The following is a 19,391-nucleotide window of genomic DNA, read 5'->3' as shown; positions in this document are numbered from 1 at the left end:
CATGGACGACAGCTTCCGCAACCGAGCCCCCGCCGCCCCGCGCCGGACCGCCGCGCGCCGGCGGGCCCTGCTGCCCCTCGCCGCCTGCGCCGCGCTGCTGACCGGCGCCGCCGGGTGCTCGGACCCGGCGCCGAGGGCGGCCGCGCCCGCCGCGCCCACCGCGTCCGACGCCGCCACCGGGGCCGCCCCGTCCTCCGGGGTCCGGCAGCTGGAGGCGGACTACCGGCGGGTGATCGAGGACGTCCTGCCGTCGGTCGTGCAGATCAACGCGCGCAGCGGCCTCGGGTCCGGGGTCGTGTACGACGACAAGGGGCACATCGTCACCAACGCCCATGTGGTGGGCGAGGAGAAGACGTTCGAGGTCACCGTCGCGACGAAGGGCGGCGACCCGATGCCCGCGAAGCTGGTGGCCGCCTACCCCGAGCAGGACCTGGCCGTCGTCAAGCTGGACAAGGTCCCGGCCGGGCTCAGGGCGGCCCGGCTCGGGGACTCCGCGAAGGTGGGGGTCGGGCAGATCGTGCTGGCCATGGGCAGTCCGCTGGGGCTGTCCAGCAGCGTCACGCAGGGCATCGTCTCGGCGGTGGGGCGCACGGTCACCGAGCCGGGCCAGGGCGGTGGCCCCGGCGCGACCATCGGGAACATGGTGCAGACCTCCGCCGCCATCAACCCCGGCAACAGCGGGGGCGCGCTGGTCGACCTGGACGGCCGGGTGATCGGCATTCCGACGCTGGCGGCGACCGACCCGGGGCTGGGCGGATCGGCGGCGCCCGGCATCGGGTTCGCGATCCCGGCGTCGATGGTGAGGACGGTGGCGGACCAGATCATCACGTCCGGGCGGGTCACCGACTCGGGGCGGGCCGCGCTGGGGATCTCCGCGCGGACCGTGCTGGGCGGGGACCTCCGGCCCGCGGGGGTGGCCGTGGTGGCCGTCCAGCGGGACGGGGCGGCCGCGAAGGCCGGGATCGAGGCGGGGGACGTGCTGGTGGGGGTGGCCGGGAAGCCGGTCACGACGATGACGTCGCTGAGCGAGGCGCTGGCTTCGTTGCGGCCGGGGGCGAAGGTGAAGGTCGCCTTCGAGCGGGACGGGGCGGAGAAGACGGCGGAGGTGACGCTCGGGGAGATGTGAGGGGTGCGGGTGCGGGTGCGGGAGCGGGGCGGGCCGGGGCCACCGCCGGGTGAGGGGGCGGGAGCGGGGCGGGCCGGGGTCACCACCGGGTGAAGGGGCGGGGCGGGCCGAGGTCACCGCCGGGGCTCCGCCCCTGGGCCCCGGTTTCCGCCCCGGCCCCGCCCCTGGAGGGCCTCAGCCCTCCGCGTTCAGGCTCATCGGGCCGTAGATCTTCTTGCCGTCCTCCGAGAGGACCACCTGGGCCGCGCCGCCCTCCAGGAGGTCCTTCCAGACCTCGCCGAGCCAGGACTCCGCGTCGCCCTGCGTGGTGAACTCCTCCGGCTCGACCGCCGGTTGCACTTCCGTTCCGTCGGCCGTCTCGAACCGCCACGTCCACGCCATGTACGCCTCCCGGGTCGTCTCGATGCTGCTCGCAGCGTAGCCGGGCGCGCAGCCCGCACAAGGACACGGGAGGATCGGGGCGTGGAAACGACTCTGCTCGGCACTGCCGCCCCCGCCGGTCTCCCCCGGCCCGACTGCCCCTGCGCCACCTGCGCCGCCGCCCGGGGCGACCGGGTGCGGGCCGCCACCGCCCTGCTGGTGGACGGTGCGCTGCTGCTGGACCTGACGCCGGGGGCGGCGCTCGCCGCGGCCCGCGCCGGGCAGTCGCTGGGGGGTGTGCGGCAGGTGCTGCTGACGCATCCGCACGACGGGCCGCCCGTGGAGCTGCCCCCGGGGCTCCCCCGGGCCGGACGGGTGCCGGACGGACAGGAGTTGACGCTGATCAGCGGGCACCGGGTGCGGGCGGTCCCGATGGACTCCCCCGGCACGGGGTACGAGGTCACCTCCCAGGAGGGGGACCGGCTGCTGTACCTGCCCCGGGGCGGGTCGCCCGCCGGGGAGGGCGGGGTGCGGCCGTACGACCTGGTGGTGATGGACGTGCTGGGGCGGCCCGACGCGCTCGCCCGGCTGCGGGCCTGGGGGGCGGTCACCGGGGCGACCGACGTCGTCGCCGTGCATCTGGACCATGACGTTCCGGCGGGCGGCGAGACCGCCCGGCGGCTGGCCGCGCTCGGGGCGCGGACGGTGCCGGACGGAACGACGCTCACCCTGGGCGAGTACCAGGAGGTGCCGGACGTGCCGCGCCGGACGCTGGTGCTGGGCGGGGCCAGGTCGGGCAAGTCGGTGGAGGCCGAGCGGCGGCTGGAGGGCTTCCCGGACGTCGTGTACGTCGCGACCGGCGGACGCCGGGCCGGCGACCGGGAGTGGGCCGAGCGGATCTCCCTGCACCGGGACCGGCGGCCGTCGTCCTGGCGTACCGAGGAGACCTGCGAGGTGGCGGAACTGCTGGGCGGGGACGGACCGCCGCTGCTGATCGACTGTCTGTCGCTGTGGCTGACCGACGCCATGGACCGGGCGGGGGCCTGGGACGACGCCAGATGGGCGGCGGACGGGCAGCGGGCACTGCGGGAGCGGGTGGCGGAGCTGGTGGGCGCGGTGCGCTCCACACGGCGCACGGTCGTCGCGGTGAGCAACGAGGTGGGCTCGGGGGTGGTGCCCGCGACGGCGGCGGGGCGGCGCTTCCGGGACGAACTGGGGCGGCTGAACGCCGCGTTCGCGGACGAGTGCGAGCACGTCCTGCTGGTGGTGGCGGGGCAGGCCCTGGTGCTGCGCTGAGGCGGGGGGCACGGGGCCCGGGGGTCCACGCCGTTCGGCCGGTACTGTTCGGCGAATGAGCGCGCTGAATCTCGACGACTTCTCCGACCTGATCGAACGCCCCGACAGCGGCGTACGGCGTGACGCCGAAGACCGCCGTGAGCACCTCGCCGTGGCGCCCGGCAGCCTGGGCCGCCTGGACGAACTGGGCGAGTGGCTGGCCGCCGCGCAGGGGGCCGTGCCCGTGCGGCCCGTCGAGCGGGCCAAGGTGGTGCTGTTCGCCGGCGACCACGGCGTCGCGGCCCTGGACGTGTCGGCGCGCGAGGCGTCCTCCGCGCACCGGCTGGTGCGGGCGGCCCTGGACGGGGAGAGCCCGGTGGCGGTGCTGGCACGGCGCCTCGGCGTGCCGGTGCGCGTCGTCGACGCCGGGCTGGACTGCGACCCGGAGCTGCTGCCCGACGAGGTCGTACGGCACCGGGTGCGGCGCGGCTCGGGACGCATCGACGTCGAGGACGCCCTGACCGTCGAGGAGGCGGAGCGGGCCGTGCGGCTGGGCATGGCGATCGCCGACGAGGAGGCCGACGCCGGCACCGACCTGGTGGTGCTCGGCGACCTCAGCGTGGGCGGCACCACCGCCGCCGCCGTGCTGGTGGCGGCGCTGTGCGGCACGGACGCCTCTGTGGTCACCGGGCGCGGCGGGGCGCACATCGACGACCTGGCGTGGATGCGCAAGTGCGCGGCGGTGCGCGACGCGCTGCGGCGCGCCCGGCCGGTGCTCGGCGACCAGTTGGAGCTGCTGGCCGCCGTGGGCGGGGCGGACCTCGCGGCGGCGACCGGGTTCCTGTTGCAGTGCGCGGTGCGGCGCACCCCGGTGATCCTGGACGGCGTGGTGTCGGCGGCGTGCGCGCTGGTGGCGCAGCGGGCCGCGTTCCGGGCCCCGGACTGGTGGCTGGCGGGGCACGTCAGCGGTGAGCCGGCGCAGGCGAAGGCACTGGACCGGATGGCGCTCAACCCTCTCCTCGACCAGGGCGTCACTGTGGGGGAAGGAACCGGGGCATTGCTGGCACTCCCCCTCGTTCAGGCCGCCGCCGCGCTCGCCGCGGAGCTGCCGGTGCGGGAGAAGGCCGACGAGAAGGACATGGCTGCCGACAGCGACGGCCCCGGCGACGGGGTCGCCGCCGACTGAGCGGGCGGTCCGGGCGGGAAGGTCCGCCCGGACCCCCGCCGTCACACCTGTCGGCGCCTGCGTCGACCCACCCGTCGACACCCCCCGTCCGCACCGGCCGGGCGGTCCTCTCGTACCACGCAATGACCCATATCATCGCGTTTCATGGGAGATGTCCGCTTGGCCACCGAAGAAGCATCCACGGCGTCCGGAACCGCCAGGACGCCCCTGGGGCGGCGGAGCACTCCGCTGTCGCGGCGCAGTGCCGGGTTCGCCGTCTGGTACCTGCGGATCGTCACCTTCATCTGCTTCCTGAGCGCGGTGTGGGTCTCCCTCGGCAACGACCTGCGCCGGCACAACGACGGCGACAACTTCACCCCGTACCTGCTCACCGCGGGCTTCGCGTCCGGGCTCTTCGCGTTCGTCATGGCGGTGACCCTGCGGCGGCGCAAGCGGGCGGCGTGGCTCCTCAACACGGTGCTCAGCGGGCTGCTGTTCCTGCTGTTCGCGCTGGTGATGCTCTTCCCCGAGGTGCGGCAGTACGCGCGCAACTGGGTGTCGCTGGGGCTGACCGGGGCGTTCTTCGTGGCGCTGCTGCTGGGCCGCCGCGAGTTCTACGCCAAGGGCGACCGGTCCAATCCGAAGCTGGCGACGGCCGTCGCCGTCGGCGGGCTGCTGGTCGCCTCGCTGCTCGCGGCGCTGCTGGTGACGGTCACGAACACCGCCTCGCACGGCGCGCGGTCCTCGACCTTCCTGGAGCGCTGGCGCTACGGCGCGGCCCGGCTGATCTCGATCGCCGCGCCGGAGGACCAGTTCGCCGGGATCATGACGCCGGGCTGGGTGAACGTCCTCATCAACATCATGAGCACGGCCCTGCTGATCGGCGTGCTGCTGGCCGCGTTCCGCTCCCGGCGGGCCGTGGACCCGCTGTCGGAGGAGGACGAGGAGAAGCTGCGGGCGCTGCTGGACAAGCACGGCGACCGCGACTCCCTCGGGTACTTCTCACTGCGCCGGGAGAAGAGCGCCATCTGGTCGCCGACCGGGAAGGCCGCCGTCACCTACCGCGTGGTGGGCGGCGTCTCGCTCGCCTCGGGCGACCCGATCGGCGACCCGGAGGCCTGGCCGGGCGCGATCGAGCCGTGGCTGACGGAGGCCCGCGAGCACGGCTGGGTGCCCGCGGTGATGGGCGCGAGCGAGGAGGCGGGCACGATCTACGCCCGGCACGGCCTGGACGCCCTGGAACTCGGCGACGAGGCGATCGTGGACACGGCCGAGTTCACCCTGGAGGGCCGCGCCATGCGCACGGTGCGCCAGGCCTACAACCGGGTGAAGCGCGCCGGGTACACCGTCCGCATCCGCCGCCACGAGGAGATCCCCGGGGCGGAGATGGCCGAACTGCTGAAGAAGGCCGACGACTGGCGCGACGGGGCCACCGAGCGCGGCTTCTCGATGGCGCTGGGACGCCTCGGCGACCCGGCGGACGGACGCTGCGTGATGCTGGAGTGCTTCGACGGCGACGGCGCCCTGCGGGCCGTGCTGAGCTTCGTGCCGTGGGGGCCCAGGGGACTGTCGCTGGACCTGATGCGCCGTGACCGGGACTCCGAGAACGGACTGGTGGAGTTCATGGTCATCGAACTCCTCCAGCACGCCCCGGAGATCAGGATCACTCAGGTCTCGCTCAACTTCGCGATGTTCCGGTCGGTCTTCGAACGTGGTTCACGCCTCGGCGCCGGACCGGTGCTGAGGCTGTGGCGGTCGCTGCTGAGCTTCTTCTCGCGCTGGTGGCAGATCGAGTCGTTGTACCGGGCCAACGCCAAGTACCGACCGATCTGGGAGCCCCGCTTCATGCTCTTCGAGAAGAGTTCCGACCTGTTGCGCATCGGCGTCGCCGCCGGCCGCGCCGAGGGCTTCCTGGAAGCCCCGGGCCTGCCCAAGTGGATGCACCGCCGGCACCTGGGGACGGGGCGGAGAGGGTGAGCGTCACGGCCGTGCCGGCCTCTCCCCTGCGCCGGTTCGCCCGTCGCGAGTGGGGCGGGCTCGCCGCGCGGGTGCGCGGGGCGCTCGTCACCCGCCGATGGCGGGCGATCCCGCTCACCCTCGCGGCCGTCGCCCTGTGCGCGACGTTCCAGGCCGTCCAGAACCAGTCCTGGGGCTACCAGTTCGTGCAGGACATCGGCTCGGTGCGCTCCGGCGACCCGCTGCTGCTGTCGCTGGTGCGCACCCCGCTGTCGCTGTTCGTACCGGCGCTGGACCTGCCGGTGTGGGGCGCCCTCGCCCAGATCCTGCTGGTGTTCGGCATCGCGGAGATCTGCCTCGGCCGCTGGAAGACGCTCTTCCTGGCGTACGTGGCCACCCTGTCCGGCACGATGTACGCCCGCCTGGGCGTCGCCCTGGGGCCCGGCAGCCCGATCGGCCTGCCGGAGGCCGACAAGCACGTCATGGACACCGGCCCTTCGGCGGCGGTGGTGGGGCTGGCGCTGTACGTGTGCCGGCGGGTCGGGGCGTACTGGACGGGCGGGGCGGTCGTCGTCGCGATGGTCGTCGAGGTGATCGTCAAGACGAACCTGGCGGGCAAGGAGCACATCGCGGCGCTGCTGGGGGTGGCCGTGCTGATGCTGATCGAGGCGGCCGTACGACGCCGGAGGAAGCACCGGGGGCAGCCCCGGCACCGGGGCGAAGGGACTGCACATGACGGTCGGGTCGAAGGGACTGCGCCTCACGACCGGGCCGAAGGGGCTCCGCCTCACGACCGGGGCGAAGGGGCTCCGCCTCACGACCGGGGCGAGGGGGCTCCGCCGATCCAGTCCTGAACGGCGCGCACGCGCCGGGTCCAGCGGCGGTCGTGCCGGTAGACCCGGCGCAGGGCGCGGGCACGCGCCTTGGGCCGCCTGCGGTAGAAGCGGCGCGCCCACAGCGAGTTGGGGCGGGCGAGACGGACCGCGCCGACGAGGCCGACCAGCGGCACGACGATGCCGAACAGGGCGGTGCGCACCTTGCCCTTGAGCAGGGCCACCACCGACCACAGGGCGTTGACGGCCACGTTCAGGAACAGCAGCCCCCGGCTCTGCGCCTCCTCCTCCGTCAGGTCGTTCACCCCGAACGGCAGCGAACCGGTGAGCACCAGGAGCACCAGCGCCGCCGTCAGGACGACGATCTCGACGCTGGTGCGCCCCTGCTCCGACCAGTACACGTCGTCCAGGTGCAGGATCAGCGCGAACTCGTCCAGCACCAGACCGGCGCCGACGCCGAAGATCACCGCGCAGATCGCGGACCCCACCCCGTGCCGCCCGCTGGCGACCGCGCCGAAGCCGCCGACGGTGGAGAGGACGACGCCGGGCACGACGTGGTGGATGTGCATGCCGCCGGGCGTGACGTTGCGGAAGGGGCCCTTGCCGGCCCGGATGAGCCGGGTGATGGTGCGGGTGACCACGAAGGACAGCACGAAAGAGGTCAGCGCGAGGAAAAGCGGGAGTTTGCCCGGCTCGACGATGTTCCGGTACAGCCAGTGACCCATGCAACCCACTCCGCTTTGTCTGATTTACGCGCTACGGGCAACTTACCGGCCGGAGGTGCGGGATAACCTGCGGCCGGTGACCACTCCTCCTCCCTCCACCCCCGCGTCCTCCCCCACGTCCTCCCTCGTGGACGGCCTCCGGTTCGCCTTCGGCACCCTCACCGTCCTGCCCGTGCGCGTCGCGCGCTGGGACCGGGAGGCCGCCCGTACGGGCATGCTGTGCGCGCCGGTCGCGGGGGCCGTGGTGGGGCTGTGCGCGGCGGCGCTGGGCGGTGTGCTGCTGCTCCTGGGGGCCGGGCCGCTGCTCGCCGCCGTGGCGTCGGCCGCCGTGCCGGCCGCGCTCACCCGGGGACTGCACCTGGACGGGCTCGCGGACACCGCCGACGGGCTGGGCAGCGCCAAGCCCGCGCCGGTCGCGCTCGACATCATGAAGCGGTCCGACATCGGCCCGTTCGGCGTCGTCGTCCTGCTGTTCACGCTGTTCGCCCAGGTGGCGGTACTGGCTCAGTTGTACGCGCGAGGGGTGGCGGCCGGCATGGCGGCGGCGCTGGTGGCGGCCGTCGCCGCCCGGCTGGCGCTCACGCTCGCCTCGCGCGCGGGGGTGCCCGCCGCCCGGCCCGAGGGGCTGGGGGCGGCGGTCGCCGGGGTGGTGCCGGTGCGGGCGGCCGCGGGGGCGGGGCTCGCCGTCACGGTGGTGTGCGCGGCCGCCGGGCTGGTGCCGGGCGGGGTCGTCGGGGCGGTGCACTGCGCGGTGGCGGTGGCGGTGGCTCTCGGTGCCGCCGAGGTGCTGCTGCGGCACTGTGTGCGGAGGTTCGGCGGGGTGACGGGGGATGTGTTCGGGGCGCTGGCGGAGGCGGCGGCCACGGCGGCGCTGGTGGTGCTGGCGCTGGGGTGAGGCCCGGCGGCGGTCAGCACGGGCGGCGCCACGCCCCGAGTTCGTACTCCTTCAGCATCGAGCTGAGGCCCAGCTTCCGGGCCTCGGGGCAGAAACGAGCCGTGGGCAGCTCGTACTCCACGTGGAAGACGGCCTTCCCCGCCTCGATGAACGGCGTGAGCAGCGCGCACTCCTCGAACTCGGCGCACTGCTCGTTGACGGCGAAGTCGAAGTCCCCCAGCAGCTCGGGGATCTGGTCGAGGTCGTTCTTCAGGCCGACCGAGAGGCCCCGCTCGTGGGCGAGGCGGGCGATGAGCCGGTTGTAGCGGAGCTGGTCGTCGGCGGTGAGCGGGAAGCCCGTCCGGTTGTCGTAGCCGTCCATGTTGTCCGGCTCGACGGCGTCGAAGCCCTTGGCGCGGCACATGTCGACGCGGGCCGCCATCAGGGGCTCCAGGACGTCGGTGCGGCGGATGTCCAGCCAGCGTTCGCCCTCCCAGCCGTTCCCCTCGCCGAGGACCTCGGCCGGGAAGCGGGCGGCGTCGGGCCGGAAGTCCTCCCAGGCGCCGGTGGAGAGGTAGCAGATGACCTTGCGCCCCTCCTCGTGCAGGGCGGCGACCTGGTCGGCGGAGGTGGTGTGGCCGTCGACGTCGTAGACGGGGACGTCGACGGTCAGGTCGAGCTCGCCGCTGAGCTGCCACTGCCAGGGCGTGCCGGGGCGGGGCTGCCAGCGGGACCCGCTCGGGGCGGGGCCGGGGGCGGGGCCGGGCGGCGCGGTGCAGGCGACGGCCGCGGCCAGCAGCAGGACCACGGCCAGGAGGCGTCTCATCGGGGCCGCACCGCCCCGAGTCCGTGCGGGAGGGTGCCCCAGGGGTGGACGCCGTCGCCGGGAACGGCGCAGTGCAGGGCGGCGCCGCGTTCGGCGGCGAGGGCGGTGAGGTCGGTGTCGGCCGCGTACACCAGGTGGCAGAAGCGGTCCGCCGGGCAGGTCCGCGTCCAGGCGGGGGGCTGCTCGGCGGTGCGGTACGTCTCCCACGTCCCCTCGAACGTGACGAGGACGTCGGCGAGGCGGAGGTAGCCGGGGTCGGGGTGCGTGCCGTGGTTCAGCACCAGGGAGCCCGCGCCGGCCGCCCGGGCGGCGACGGCGAGACGGCGGTAGTGCGCGAGGGCCTCGGGGCCGGCGGAGACCTGGTCGAGGAAGGCGCCGGTGACGCCGTACCAGTCGCGGTGGCGCAGGAGGTCGCGCACGACCTCGGCGTGGGGGCGGCGTCCGTAGTCGGTGTCGACGTACCCGAGGACCCGGGTGCCGGTGGCGCGGAGCCGGTCGGCGACGTCACCGAAGGCCGGGTCGGCCGCGGTGCCGGGGCCGCTGGCCGGATTGAGGATCACGCCGTAGAGGCGGGGCGACGCGAGGAGGGTCTGCCAGGCGGTGGGGCGGGCGGTGGGGTGCTCGTAGTACGGCACGAGGAGCTGACGCACGGGGGTCCTTGGGGGGGGTGGGATCTTGCTGGGCACATACCTGGGTGTACTCCGGGGACGCGGGACCGCCCCGTCAGGGGCGCGGGGAACTGCGCGACCGGCCACGACGCGTCCGCAGTGAACCGGAGGCAGCCGCGCGGCGAGCGCTTCAGGGAAAGGGGCGGGTCCGGGGCCTCTCTGCCCGAGCCGGGCGGGGCTGTGCGTCCGGTACGGGGCTGAGCTCTCGGCCTTTGCGGAGCACCTCGCCCGGCGCAGGCGCTTGCGTGGGGGCGGCACCCGGGCGGGCCGGGAGCGGGAGGGGCCGCCCCCTTGCCCGCCCGTCCCGCCCCCTTGGGGCGGCCCCGTCGCCCAAGGGGGCGGGGGCGAAGCCCAAGGGGCCGGGGTGGAGGGCGGCTGTGACACCCAAAGGGGCGAGGGAAGGGGAAGGGCGACCCGTCGCCCCAAGGGGGTTCGGGGGGACGCGTGTGGCACCGGTGCGCCAGAGGGTGCCGCGCCCGGCGGAACCGGAAGCGGAGGGGTATCCGATGCACAGCGATGCCACAGCGTCCCTCATCCCCGGTGAGCCGTCGCCCTGCCCAGCCGGGCGAAGGCCAGCGCGGCCAGCAGCAGCGCCGCACCCCCCGGCGCCAGCAGGGAGCCCGCCCCGCAGAGCACCGCCAGCGCCGCGACCCCGCACACCCCCGCCGCCACCAGCACCGCCCCGAAGGCCTGGAGGAGCAGGCCGGTCCACATCAGGGTGCCGATCAGCAGCAGGCCCAGGAAGCGCGTCCCGTCGAAGCCGCCCGCCCGGGGCCACACCAGTGTCCCGAGCGCCGCCAGCACCACCAGGACCGCGAGGTACTGGCCCAGGCACCGGGCCAGCGTCCCCAGCGTCGCCCACCGGAACTCCCCCGGGGTCGTCGCCCCCCGCAGCCCCGCCAGGCTCCCGCTGCGGAACCGGTGCAGGAGCCACTCCGCCGGCCCCATGCTCAGCGTGAGCGCCACCGCGCCCGGGGCCGCCGCCGCACCGGAGGGCGCCCCGTCCAGGGCCGCGTACAGCACCAGGACACCGGTGGCGAGGCCGAAGACCCCGTACGGGAGCGAGGCGAGGAGCCGGGGACCGCCCGGACGTGGGCGGCGCGACCCGGCCGCCCCGCGCAGCAGCTCCCCCGCCGCGAGCACCAGCACCGCCAGCGGCGACACCGCGAGCAGCACCAGCCGCGCCGGGTCCGGGACGTCGTACGCGAGCGCCACGACCGCGCCCGCCGACATCGGCGCGAGCGCCGCCAGCAGCAGCCGCTCCCGCCCCAGGACCAGCAGCACGGTGGCCGCCGCCTGGTAGAGCGCCTGCACCGAGGCGAACGCGACGGCGGGCCCCTCCCCCGCGCCGGCCGCCGCGCAGGCCACGCCCGTGCCGGCGAGCGCGCCCAGCGGGGCCCCCACCAGCAGGGCGCGGGCCGCCGCCGGGCGGTCGCCGAGCCCGAGCCAGGTGTACGCCCGGTGGGCCAGCGCCTGGTTCCACGCCCAGCCGGTGAGCGCCCCGGCGAGCAGCACCGCGACCGGGGCCGCGCCCGTCGCGAACGGCGCCCCCAGGACGTACGCCAGACCGGGCAGCGCGAAGACGAGCCCGCGCAGCAGGCACGGCAGCAGCGCGACGTGCCACGGGTCGCCGGGGGCGCGGACCGGCTCCGGATAGGTGCGCGGCACGCGGTCGTACAGGTCCTCGGCGAGTTCGAAGGAGTTCCGGCGGCCGTAGGTGAGACGGATGTGGTCGTCCGTCATGCCGTCGGACTCCAGGATCGCGGCGATCTCGTCCGGGTGCACCGCCGCCTCGATCATGTCGCGCAGGCGCTCGGCGAGTTCGTCCACCGGGTCGTCGGCGGCCGCCCAGCGGGGGCGCGGCCGGGGAATCACCGGCAGGGTGTCCTGCCGGTCGTCCGGCGTGAGCCACAAGGGCCCGCTCATGAGGTCTCCTCCCCCGGCCCCGTCAGGGTGTTCACCACGTCGTCCCGTCCGCCGCCATCGCCCGCCACGGGTCCGGCAGCCGCAGTTGCATCGTCCAGTCCTCGGCCAGTGCCGCCACGTCGTGCAGCGTCCGGCCGACCTGCTCGGGAACGCCGTCCAGCTCCTCGTATATGCGGCGGAACCCCTCGACGGAGCGGCGCAGGGTGAACTGGTCGATGACCCGTTGCCGTGCCGACTCGCCGAGTTCCGCGCGGCGTCGGTCGTCGCGCAGGAGCTGGAGGGTGGCCCTCGCCATGGCCTCCGGTTCGCGCGGGGGGACGACGAGGCCCGTGTCGCCGACGGCCTCGCGCACCCCGCCGACGTCCGTCGAGACGGTGGTGCGGCCGCAGGACATGGCCTCGATGATGCTGAAGGGGAAGCCCTCGCTGATGCTGGAGAGCATGACGACGCTGCCCGCGCCGTAGGCCCGGGCGACGTCGGATATGCGGCCCTCGTAGCTGATGCCGTCGGTGACGCCCAGCTCGGCGGCGAGCTTCTCCAGGGTCGTACGGTACGGCTCGCCGCCTTCGGGCACTCCGCCGAACAGGCGCAGGCGCAGGGCGGGCAGCTCCGCCCGGCAGATCGCGTACGCCCGGATCAGGGTCTCCAGGTCCTTGATCGGGTCGATGCGGCCCGCCCAGCTGAGCGTGGGGACCTCGGGTTCGGGGCCCGCGTGCGGGAAGAGCTGGGGGTCGACGCCGTTGTAGACGGTGCGGATGCGCTCGGGGTCGGCGCCGCCGCGTTCCTCCCAGCGCCGGTTGTACTGGTTGCACGGGGTGATCAGGTCGGCCTGGCGGTAGCCGAGCGAGTTGAGCTCCCGGTAGAAGCCCAGCAGGAGGGCCTTCACCGGCCAGCGCTGGGCGGCCGAGCGGTAGCCGAGGTAACGCTCCCGCAGGTAGATGCCGTGCTCGGTGAGCAGGAAGGGCGCGCCGTCGAAGTGCTGGGCGGCGAGCGCCGGGAGGGTGGCCAGACCGCTGCTGACCGCGTGCGCGATGCTGCCGTCGGGCAGGCGGGCGGCCAGCGGGCGCAGCAGGTGGTCCAGGAGGTCGGTGGCTATGAGGGCGTCGTGCAGGGTGGGGCGGGCGCGCGCGGTGTCCAGGTGGGGGCGGGTCCACACCGCCAGCAGGGTGCGCAGCGCGGCCTCCCCGGAGAGGGCGGCGGTCAGTCGCCCGCGCCGGGCCAGCGCGGCGAGCGCGAACAGCTCCTGGCCGAAGTCGCAGCCCGGGGCGGGGTCGAGGAAGGAGAGCAGGAAACGTTCGTACGTCGCCAGGAAGTCGCGCTTCTCGTGGCGGGACAGGCGCGGGGTGCGGGCGCCGTCCGGTGCGCCCCAGAGCGGGACGACGGTGTGGTCGTGGACGTTGCGCGGAAGTTCCCAGGTGACGGGTTCACGGCCGCTGCCGGTGAGGGAGACGAGGTGGAAGTCGACGTCGGGCATGCCGCGCACCAGTTGGTCGCACCAGGTACTGACACCCCCCTGGACGTGTGGATAAGTGCCTTCGGTGAGCATGCTGACATGGCGCCCACGGCTCATGGTGGTGTTCCCCCAGAACAGTTGTGCGGGCGGGGGGGGGGGGGGGGGGGGGGGGGGGGGGGGGGCGCCCCGGGGGGGGGGGGGGGGGGGGGGGGGGGGGCGCGCGCGGCCCCCCGCCGGCCCCCCCGCCCCCCAGCGTGGGGCTCTCCACGCGCCCCGCGCCGGCGCGGGGGGGCGCCCCCCCCCCCCCCCCCCCCCCCCCCCCCCCCGCCGGATGGTGCGACGGTGCTGTGCTGCCGGGGCCGAAGCGGCCTCCGGGCCGGGGCCGAAGCGGCCCCGGCAGGCCGCTAGTGGCCGGCCCTCTCCTGCGGGACGAGCGGCTGGACCGGGGCGGGCGGGGCCGCCGGGGTGACCTTGGCGACCGGCGCGCGCAGCGCCGGAACCCGCGTGGCCGGGGCCTTCGTGGCCGGGATCTTCGTGGCCGGGGCCGGGGCGGCGGGAGCCGGGGCCGGGGCCGCCGGGAGCCTCAGCGTGACGGCGGACTGGAGGGCGGCCGGGGCGTCCCAGCCGGAGAGCGCCCCCGCGTAGGCGGTGCCGAAGGCGCCCGTGCCGAGCAGCAGTTGCTTCCTGGTGCCGGCCGGCGCGGTGATCGGCGCGACCACCCCGGACGGCGCCTGCACGGTGACGGTGTCGCCGATGCGGTGGGCGGTCACCTTGTTGCCGGCGAGCGCCTTGTCCCAGGCGGCGCGCCGGGTGAACTCGACGCCCACGTCCTTCTGGCGCGGGTTGACCACGGGGGTGTTGTCGGCGAACAGGGCCCGGTAGTCGGCGAGGGTCTTGTCGAGGACCGGGTAGAGCAGCTTCTCCTCCGCCAGGTTGGACTGGTGCACGTAGTGCGGTCGCGGGTCGTTGGCGACCACGTGGTTCAGCGCCGTGCGGGCCTCCTGCGGGACGATGTACGCGGCGTAGCCGGTCTCCACGTCCAGCGGCTCGTCCAGGCAGGTGGAGAGCGGGTTGTCCTCGCAGGCGCCGCTGCCGCCGTCGGCCCGGGAGGTGTAGAGCCAGTTGTACTCGTCGGCCATCTCGGCGGCGGTCCCGACGTTGTAGTACACGTTCATCGGGTGCCGGGGCACGGTCAGGGCCGCGCCCGCGCCGCGCTGCTGCGGTTCGCGCGAGGCGTCGCTCGCGATCCACTTCACCCCGTTGTCGGCGAGCGCGCCCGCCAGGTTCGGGTTGTCGACCGGCTGCTGCGGCAGGGTCCTGAGCCCGGAGTGCTCACCGGTGACCAGCTCGGACCTGTCGACCGGGATGCCCTTGGCGACGGCCCACTTGTGGTTGTCGGAGATCTGCTTGGAGATCTCCGCCCGGCTCATCCAGAGCGTCGTGCCGGCCGCGTCCGTCGCGCACTTCCACGGGACGACGGTGTTGTCCTGCGTGCAGCCGAGGAAGGGGTGCGTGTACGTGTGGTTGATCCAGCGGTACTGGGCGCGGTCGGCCACCAGTTGACCGGTCAGGGCGTCCGTGCCGCCGTGCCCGGCCTTCCACTCCTCGCCCGCGCCGGCGTTGTGGACCAGGTCCAGCAGGAAGCCGGAACGCTTCTGCCACTGCGCCGCGTACTGCGCGTCGGCGGCGGTCATCCGGATCGGGTTCTCGCTCTCGTTCTCACCGCCCGCGCAGTCGAAGTCGCCGGGCGTGCAGTTCAGCCGGCTGTTCCAGCGGGCGTCCGGCGCGAACACGTCGTCGACGTGCACGGAGAAGTAGTTGCGGCTCTGCCCCAGGTGCACGCCCTGGGTCAGCCAGTCCACGACACCGCGCGCCAGCACCCGGAACTGCTTCTGGTACTTGTTGTACGCGAAGGTGACGACCAGTTCGCTGCGTCCGTCGGCGGTGTACTCGCCGACCAGACTGGCCCGGCTCGCCCCATTGGCGACCGGGATGTCCAGGTAACTGGTGTATCCGGCGCGCGGGCGGCCCGCGTAGCCGTAGCTCTCCACCACCGACGGCGAGTTGTCCTCGAACTTCAGCGGCCCGTCCAGGTACTTGAACGGGCCCGCCCGGCCCGCGGCGGTGACCGCCGCGTCGACGCCGTCCAGCGGTCCGGCGTACCCCTGCTGGTCGGTGTAGTCGAGGCCGACGCCCGGGTGGGACCAGGTGTAGGCGTCGACCTGCCGGATCCCGAAGGTCTTCTCGTACGCCGTCAGGGCCGCCGACTCGGCGGAACCCGCCCCGAACGGGGCCTCGTTGGGCAGCACCACGCCCTGGAACTTGGCGCGGGCCCGGCCGCTGACGGTGTCACTGAGGAACGCCGCGTTGATCACGGGGCGCCCGGCCTGGCCGAGCTTCACGGTGGTGAACGGCACTCCGGTGCTGCGCAGTTCGTCGGTGACGGCCGCGACGGCCTCGCCGCCGTCGTCCACGACGAGCACCTTCAGATCGATGCGCGGAGCCGGTGCCGCCTCTGCGGCGACCGCTCCGGTGGGCGCTGCGGTCATCACCGCGACGAGCAGGCCCGCGGAGGCTATCGCCGCTCCCGCTCTGCCCGCGCGCGTCGCGCCCCATGTGTTCTTCGCGTACGCCATGGCGTACTCCCCTCCCCCTAGAAGGCTCTCCGTATACAGCGCCGAAAGCCGAAAGTGGACGCCGTACGGGAGACATGTGAACGACCTGCAAAGCAATTCCCTGATCCTTTGCAAGTCCTGCGAAGAGTGTGACGCACGGTTTACGCTCCGCGCTCCCGGAACCTCGGAGAGACACCACGGACGAGTGAACGGGTCGCCCCCGTGATCGAAGGACCCGACCGCGCGTAGGCTCGTCCGACAGGCGCACATTCCCGCCGCCCCCAGGAACCCAGGAAGCGAGATTTCACCACCGTGACTGCTCTCACTCTCAGCACCTCCGGCGCCGCGACGCTGCGCGCCGACGCGCTCGTCGTCGGCATCGCCAAGGGCCTCGGGGGCCCGGTCGTCGCCGCCGGCGCGGAGGCCGTGGACAAGGCGTTCGACGGAAAGCTGGCCTCCGTCCTGGAGACCCTGGGCGCTTCCGGCGGCGAGGGTGACCTGACGAAGCTGCCCGCCCCCTCCGGTCTGAAGACCCCGCTGGTCGTGGCCGTCGGCCTCGGCCCGGTGCCGGAGAAGGACGAGACGTTCGCGGCCGAGGCCCTGCGCCGCGCCGCGGGCACCGCCGCCCGCGCGCTGACCGGCGTCAAGAAGGCCGGCTTCGCGCTGCCGGTCGAGTCGGTCGAGGACGCGGAGGCGGTCGCCGAGGGCGCGCTGCTCGGCGCGTACAACTTCACGGCGTACCAGGACCAGAACCAGGCCGACGGCAAGGACGCGAAGAAGACCGGCGGCAAGGACGCCAAGCTGCCGCTCGCCGAGGTGGTCCTGCTCGGCGCCAAGCCGCGCGACAAGGCCTTCAAGGCGGCGGCCGAGCGGGCGGTCGCGCTGGCCGAGGAGATCAACCGCGCCCGCGACCTGGTCAACACCCCGCCGAACGACCTCTACCCCGAGTCCTTCGCGGCCGTGGCCCAGGCCGCGGCCAAGGAGCACGGCCTCAAGATCCAGATCCTGGACGAGAAGGCCCTGGTCAAGGGCAACTACGGCGGCATCCTGGGCGTCGGCGCGGGCTCCGCGCACGGCCCCCGCCTGGTGAGGATCTCCTACACCCACGCCAAGGCCGAGAAGTCCCTGGCGTACGTCGGCAAGGGCATCACCTACGACTCGGGCGGCATCTCGCTGAAGCCGGCCGGCCACAACGAGACGATGAAGTGCGACATGGCCGGCGCCGCCGCCGTGTTCGCCGCCGTCGTCGCCGTCGCCCGGCTGGGCCTGAAGGTCAACGTCACCGGCTGGCTGGCGCTCGCCGAGAACATGCCCTCGGGCACCGCCACCCGCCCCGGCGACGTGCTGCGCATGTACTCCGGCAAGACCGTCGAGGTCCTCAACACGGACGCCGAGGGCCGGCTGGTCCTGGCCGACGCGCTGACCCGCGCCTCGGAGGAGCACCCGGACGCGATCGTCGACGTCGCCACCCTGACCGGCGCGATGATGATGGCGCTGGGCAGCCGCACCTTCGGCATCATGGGCAACGACGAGTCCTTCCGCACCGCGATCCACGAGATCGCCGAGGAGGTCGGCGAGCAGTCCTGGCCGATGCCGCTCCCCGCCGAGCTGCGCAAGGGCATGAACTCCGACACCGCCGACATCGCCAACATGGGCGAGCGGATGGGCGGCGGCCTGGTCGCCGGCCTGTTCCTCCAGGAGTTCGTCGGCGAGGACATCGCCTGGGCGCACCTGGACATCGCGGGCCCGGCCTTCCACGAGGCCGCCCCGTACGGCTACACCCACAAGGGCGGCACCGGGTCCTCGATCCGCACCCTGGTCAAGCTGGCGGAGCGCACCGCCGCCGGCGACCTCGGCTAGTCGCTCCCGCACCGCGACCCCGGGCCGGCGTGCCCGGGGTCGCGGGTGCGTTTACGTACGGTTTCGCCCTAAACGAAATATTTGTACGTACGTACGCATCGCTCACCCCGGAGACCCGGCCCCGGCCCCGTCCCGGAACCCGGCCCGGCGTCCCGCCATCCGTGAACAAGTGCGAAGATGGTTTACCGGCAGGACAGGGCCCCCACCACAGGGCCGAACAACAAGCGGCCGTACACCCCCGCCGCCCGGTCGTCGACGACCGGCGAGTGGCGCACATGCATGGAGGACGTGACGTGGCGAACGACGCCAGCACCGTTTTCGACCTAGTGATCCTCGGCGGTGGCAGTGGCGGTTACGCCGCGGCGCTGCGCGGAGCCCAGCTGGGCCTCGACGTCGCACTGATCGAGAAGAACAAGCTGGGCGGCACCTGCCTGCACAACGGCTGCATCCCGACGAAGGCCCTGCTGCACGCGGGCGAGATCGCCGACCAGGCGCGCGAGTCCGCGCAGTTCGGCGTGAAGGCCTCCTTCGAGGGCATCGACATCGCGGGCGTGCACAAGTACAAGGACGAGGTCGTCTCGGGCCTGTACAAGGGCCTCCAGGGCCTGGTCGCCTCCCGCAAGGTGACGTACATCGAGGGCGAGGGCCGGCTGTCCTCCCCCACCTCCGTCGACGTGAACGGCCGGCGCGTCCAGGGCCGCCACGTCCTGCTGGCGACCGGCTCCGTGCCGAAGTCGCTGCCGGGCCTGGAGATCGACGGCAACCGCATCCTCTCCTCGGACCACGCGCTCGTGCTGGACCGGGTCCCGGAGTCGGCGATCATCCTGGGCGGCGGCGTCATCGGCGTCGAGTTCGCCTCGGCGTGGAAGTCCTTCGGCGCGGACGTCACGATCGTCGAGGGCCTCAAGCACCTCGTGCCGGTCGAGGACGAGAACAGCTCGAAGCTCCTGGAGCGCGCGTTCCGCAAGCGCGGCATCAAGTTCAACCTGGGCACCTTCTTCCAGAGCGCCGAGTACACCGAGAACGGCGTCAAGGTCACGCTGGCCGACGGCAAGACCTTCGAGGCCGAGGTGCTGCTGGTCGCCATCGGCCGCGGCCCGGTCTCCCAGGGCCTGGGCTACGAGGAGCAGGGCGTCGCGATGGACCGCGGCTACGTCCTGGTCGACGAGTACATGCGCACGAACGTCGAGACCATCTCGGCGGTCGGCGACCTCGTCCCGACCCTCCAGCTCGCGCACGTCGGCTTCGCCGAGGGCATCCTGGTGGCGGAGCGGCTGGCCGGTCTGAAGACCGTGCCGATCGACTACGACGGCGTGCCGAAGGTGACGTACTGCCACCCCGAGGTCGCCTCCGTGGGCATCACCGAGGCCAAGGCCAAGGAGCTCTACGGCGCGGACAAGGTCGTCGCCCTGAAGTACAACCTGGCCGGCAACGGCAAGAGCAAGATCCTGAAGACCGCGGGCGAGATCAAGCTCGTCCAGGTCAAGGACGGTGCCGTGGTCGGCGTCCACATGGTCGGCGACCGCATGGGCGAGCAGGTCGGCGAAGCGCAGCTCATCTACAACTGGGAGGCCCTGCCGGCCGAGGTCGCGCAGCTCATCCACGCGCACCCGACCCAGAACGAGGCGCTCGGCGAGGCCCACCTGGCCCTGGCCGGCAAGCCGCTTCACTCCCACGACTAATAGGTTTCCGTCATGGGCGCGACGACCTACTTCCCCGCACCAGATTC

The 19,391-nt window shown here is 74.0% G+C and carries 15 protein-coding genes; 8 read left to right on the top strand and 7 right to left on the bottom strand.

Translation table 11 applies throughout. The annotated features are described in order from the left end of the window. The first annotated feature begins 1 nt into the window (after window position 1). Window positions 2-1,126 (top strand): S1C family serine protease, encoded by a 1,125-nt coding sequence (locus ACIP93_RS10960; RefSeq protein WP_401757486.1) that lies wholly within the window; start codon window positions 2-4, stop codon window positions 1,124-1,126. A gap of 174 nt (window positions 1,127-1,300) precedes the next feature. On the opposite strand, the gene ACIP93_RS10955 is transcribed toward ACIP93_RS10960, so the two are convergent. Next, window positions 1,301-1,507: a hypothetical protein gene (locus ACIP93_RS10955; RefSeq protein WP_345223623.1), complete on the bottom strand. Its 207-nt coding sequence runs from the start codon at window positions 1,505-1,507 to the stop codon at window positions 1,301-1,303. Between the two features lie 81 nt (window positions 1,508-1,588). On the opposite strand from ACIP93_RS10955, the gene ACIP93_RS10950 reads away from it, so the two are divergent. From ACIP93_RS10950 to ACIP93_RS10935, 4 genes are all read left to right on the top strand, one after another. Continuing rightward, window positions 1,589-2,782, top strand: coding sequence for a bifunctional adenosylcobinamide kinase/adenosylcobinamide-phosphate guanylyltransferase (locus ACIP93_RS10950; RefSeq protein WP_401757484.1), 1,194 nt, complete (start codon window positions 1,589-1,591; stop codon window positions 2,780-2,782). Between the two features lie 55 nt (window positions 2,783-2,837). Then, on the top strand, window positions 2,838-3,947 hold the full coding sequence (cobT, locus tag ACIP93_RS10945; protein WP_345223619.1) for a nicotinate-nucleotide--dimethylbenzimidazole phosphoribosyltransferase: 1,110 nt from the start codon (window positions 2,838-2,840) through the stop codon (window positions 3,945-3,947). A 144-nt stretch (window positions 3,948-4,091) separates the two neighbouring features. Then, entirely contained in the window at window positions 4,092-5,903 is a 1,812-nt protein-coding gene (locus ACIP93_RS10940) for a phosphatidylglycerol lysyltransferase domain-containing protein (protein WP_401757481.1), read from the top strand. An 11-nt stretch (window positions 5,904-5,914) separates the two neighbouring features. Further along, window positions 5,915-6,736, top strand: coding sequence for a hypothetical protein (locus tag ACIP93_RS10935; RefSeq protein ID WP_401757479.1), 822 nt, complete (start codon window positions 5,915-5,917; stop codon window positions 6,734-6,736). On the opposite strand, the gene ACIP93_RS10930 is transcribed toward ACIP93_RS10935, so the two are convergent. After that, window positions 6,697-7,440 carry a hypothetical protein gene (locus tag ACIP93_RS10930; protein WP_345223613.1) on the bottom strand — a complete coding sequence of 248 codons (744 nt, stop codon included), beginning with the start codon at window positions 7,438-7,440 and terminating at the stop codon, window positions 6,697-6,699. The genes ACIP93_RS10935 and ACIP93_RS10930 overlap by 40 nt on opposite strands. A 76-nt stretch (window positions 7,441-7,516) precedes the next feature. Between ACIP93_RS10930 and ACIP93_RS10925 the strand changes: the two genes are divergently transcribed. Then, on the top strand, window positions 7,517-8,335 hold the full coding sequence (locus ACIP93_RS10925; RefSeq protein ID WP_401757477.1) for an adenosylcobinamide-GDP ribazoletransferase: 819 nt from the start codon (window positions 7,517-7,519) through the stop codon (window positions 8,333-8,335). 13 nt (window positions 8,336-8,348) lie between these two features. Here ACIP93_RS10925 and ACIP93_RS10920 read toward each other — a convergent pair whose 3' ends face one another. The 5 genes from ACIP93_RS10920 to ACIP93_RS10900 form a co-directional block, all read right to left on the bottom strand. Beyond that, complete coding sequence (locus tag ACIP93_RS10920) at window positions 8,349-9,140, bottom strand: endo alpha-1,4 polygalactosaminidase (RefSeq protein ID WP_401757475.1); 792 nt, start codon at window positions 9,138-9,140, stop codon at window positions 8,349-8,351. Continuing rightward, on the bottom strand, window positions 9,137-9,790 hold the full coding sequence (locus ACIP93_RS10915; protein WP_401757473.1) for a spherulation-specific family 4 protein: 654 nt from the start codon (window positions 9,788-9,790) through the stop codon (window positions 9,137-9,139). The genes ACIP93_RS10920 and ACIP93_RS10915 overlap by 4 nt, the downstream gene beginning before the upstream one ends. 549 nt (window positions 9,791-10,339) lie before the next feature. Further along, entirely contained in the window at window positions 10,340-11,734 is a 1,395-nt protein-coding gene (locus ACIP93_RS10910; protein ID WP_401757471.1) for a hypothetical protein, read from the bottom strand. Window positions 11,735-11,765: 31 nt separating this feature from the next. Continuing rightward, the gene (pelF, locus tag ACIP93_RS10905) at window positions 11,766-13,304 is read right to left on the bottom strand and encodes a GT4 family glycosyltransferase PelF (RefSeq protein ID WP_401757469.1); all 1,539 of its coding nucleotides are present in this window, start codon (window positions 13,302-13,304) and stop codon (window positions 11,766-11,768) included. A 287-nt stretch (window positions 13,305-13,591) separates the two neighbouring features. After that, entirely contained in the window at window positions 13,592-15,823 is a 2,232-nt protein-coding gene (locus ACIP93_RS10900; RefSeq protein WP_401757467.1) for a hypothetical protein, read from the bottom strand. Window positions 15,824-16,114: 291 nt separating this feature from the next. Between ACIP93_RS10900 and ACIP93_RS10895 the strand changes: the two genes are divergently transcribed. After that, the gene (locus tag ACIP93_RS10895; protein ID WP_401757465.1) at window positions 16,115-17,662 is read left to right on the top strand and encodes a leucyl aminopeptidase; all 1,548 of its coding nucleotides are present in this window, start codon (window positions 16,115-16,117) and stop codon (window positions 17,660-17,662) included. A 293-nt stretch (window positions 17,663-17,955) separates the two neighbouring features. Then, window positions 17,956-19,344, top strand: a complete 1,389-nt coding sequence (gene lpdA / locus ACIP93_RS10890) for a dihydrolipoyl dehydrogenase (protein ID WP_345223593.1) — start codon at window positions 17,956-17,958, stop codon at window positions 19,342-19,344. The last annotated feature ends 47 nt before the right edge of the window (window positions 19,345-19,391 follow it).

This window comes from Streptomyces sp. NPDC088745, from assembly GCF_044751045.1.
In the GTDB taxonomy this organism is placed as follows: Bacteria; Actinomycetota; Actinomycetes; order Streptomycetales; family Streptomycetaceae; genus Streptomyces; species Streptomyces cremeus.
Note: the sequence above shows the minus strand (reverse complement) of the source record. Positions and strands in the feature narration are given on the sequence as shown.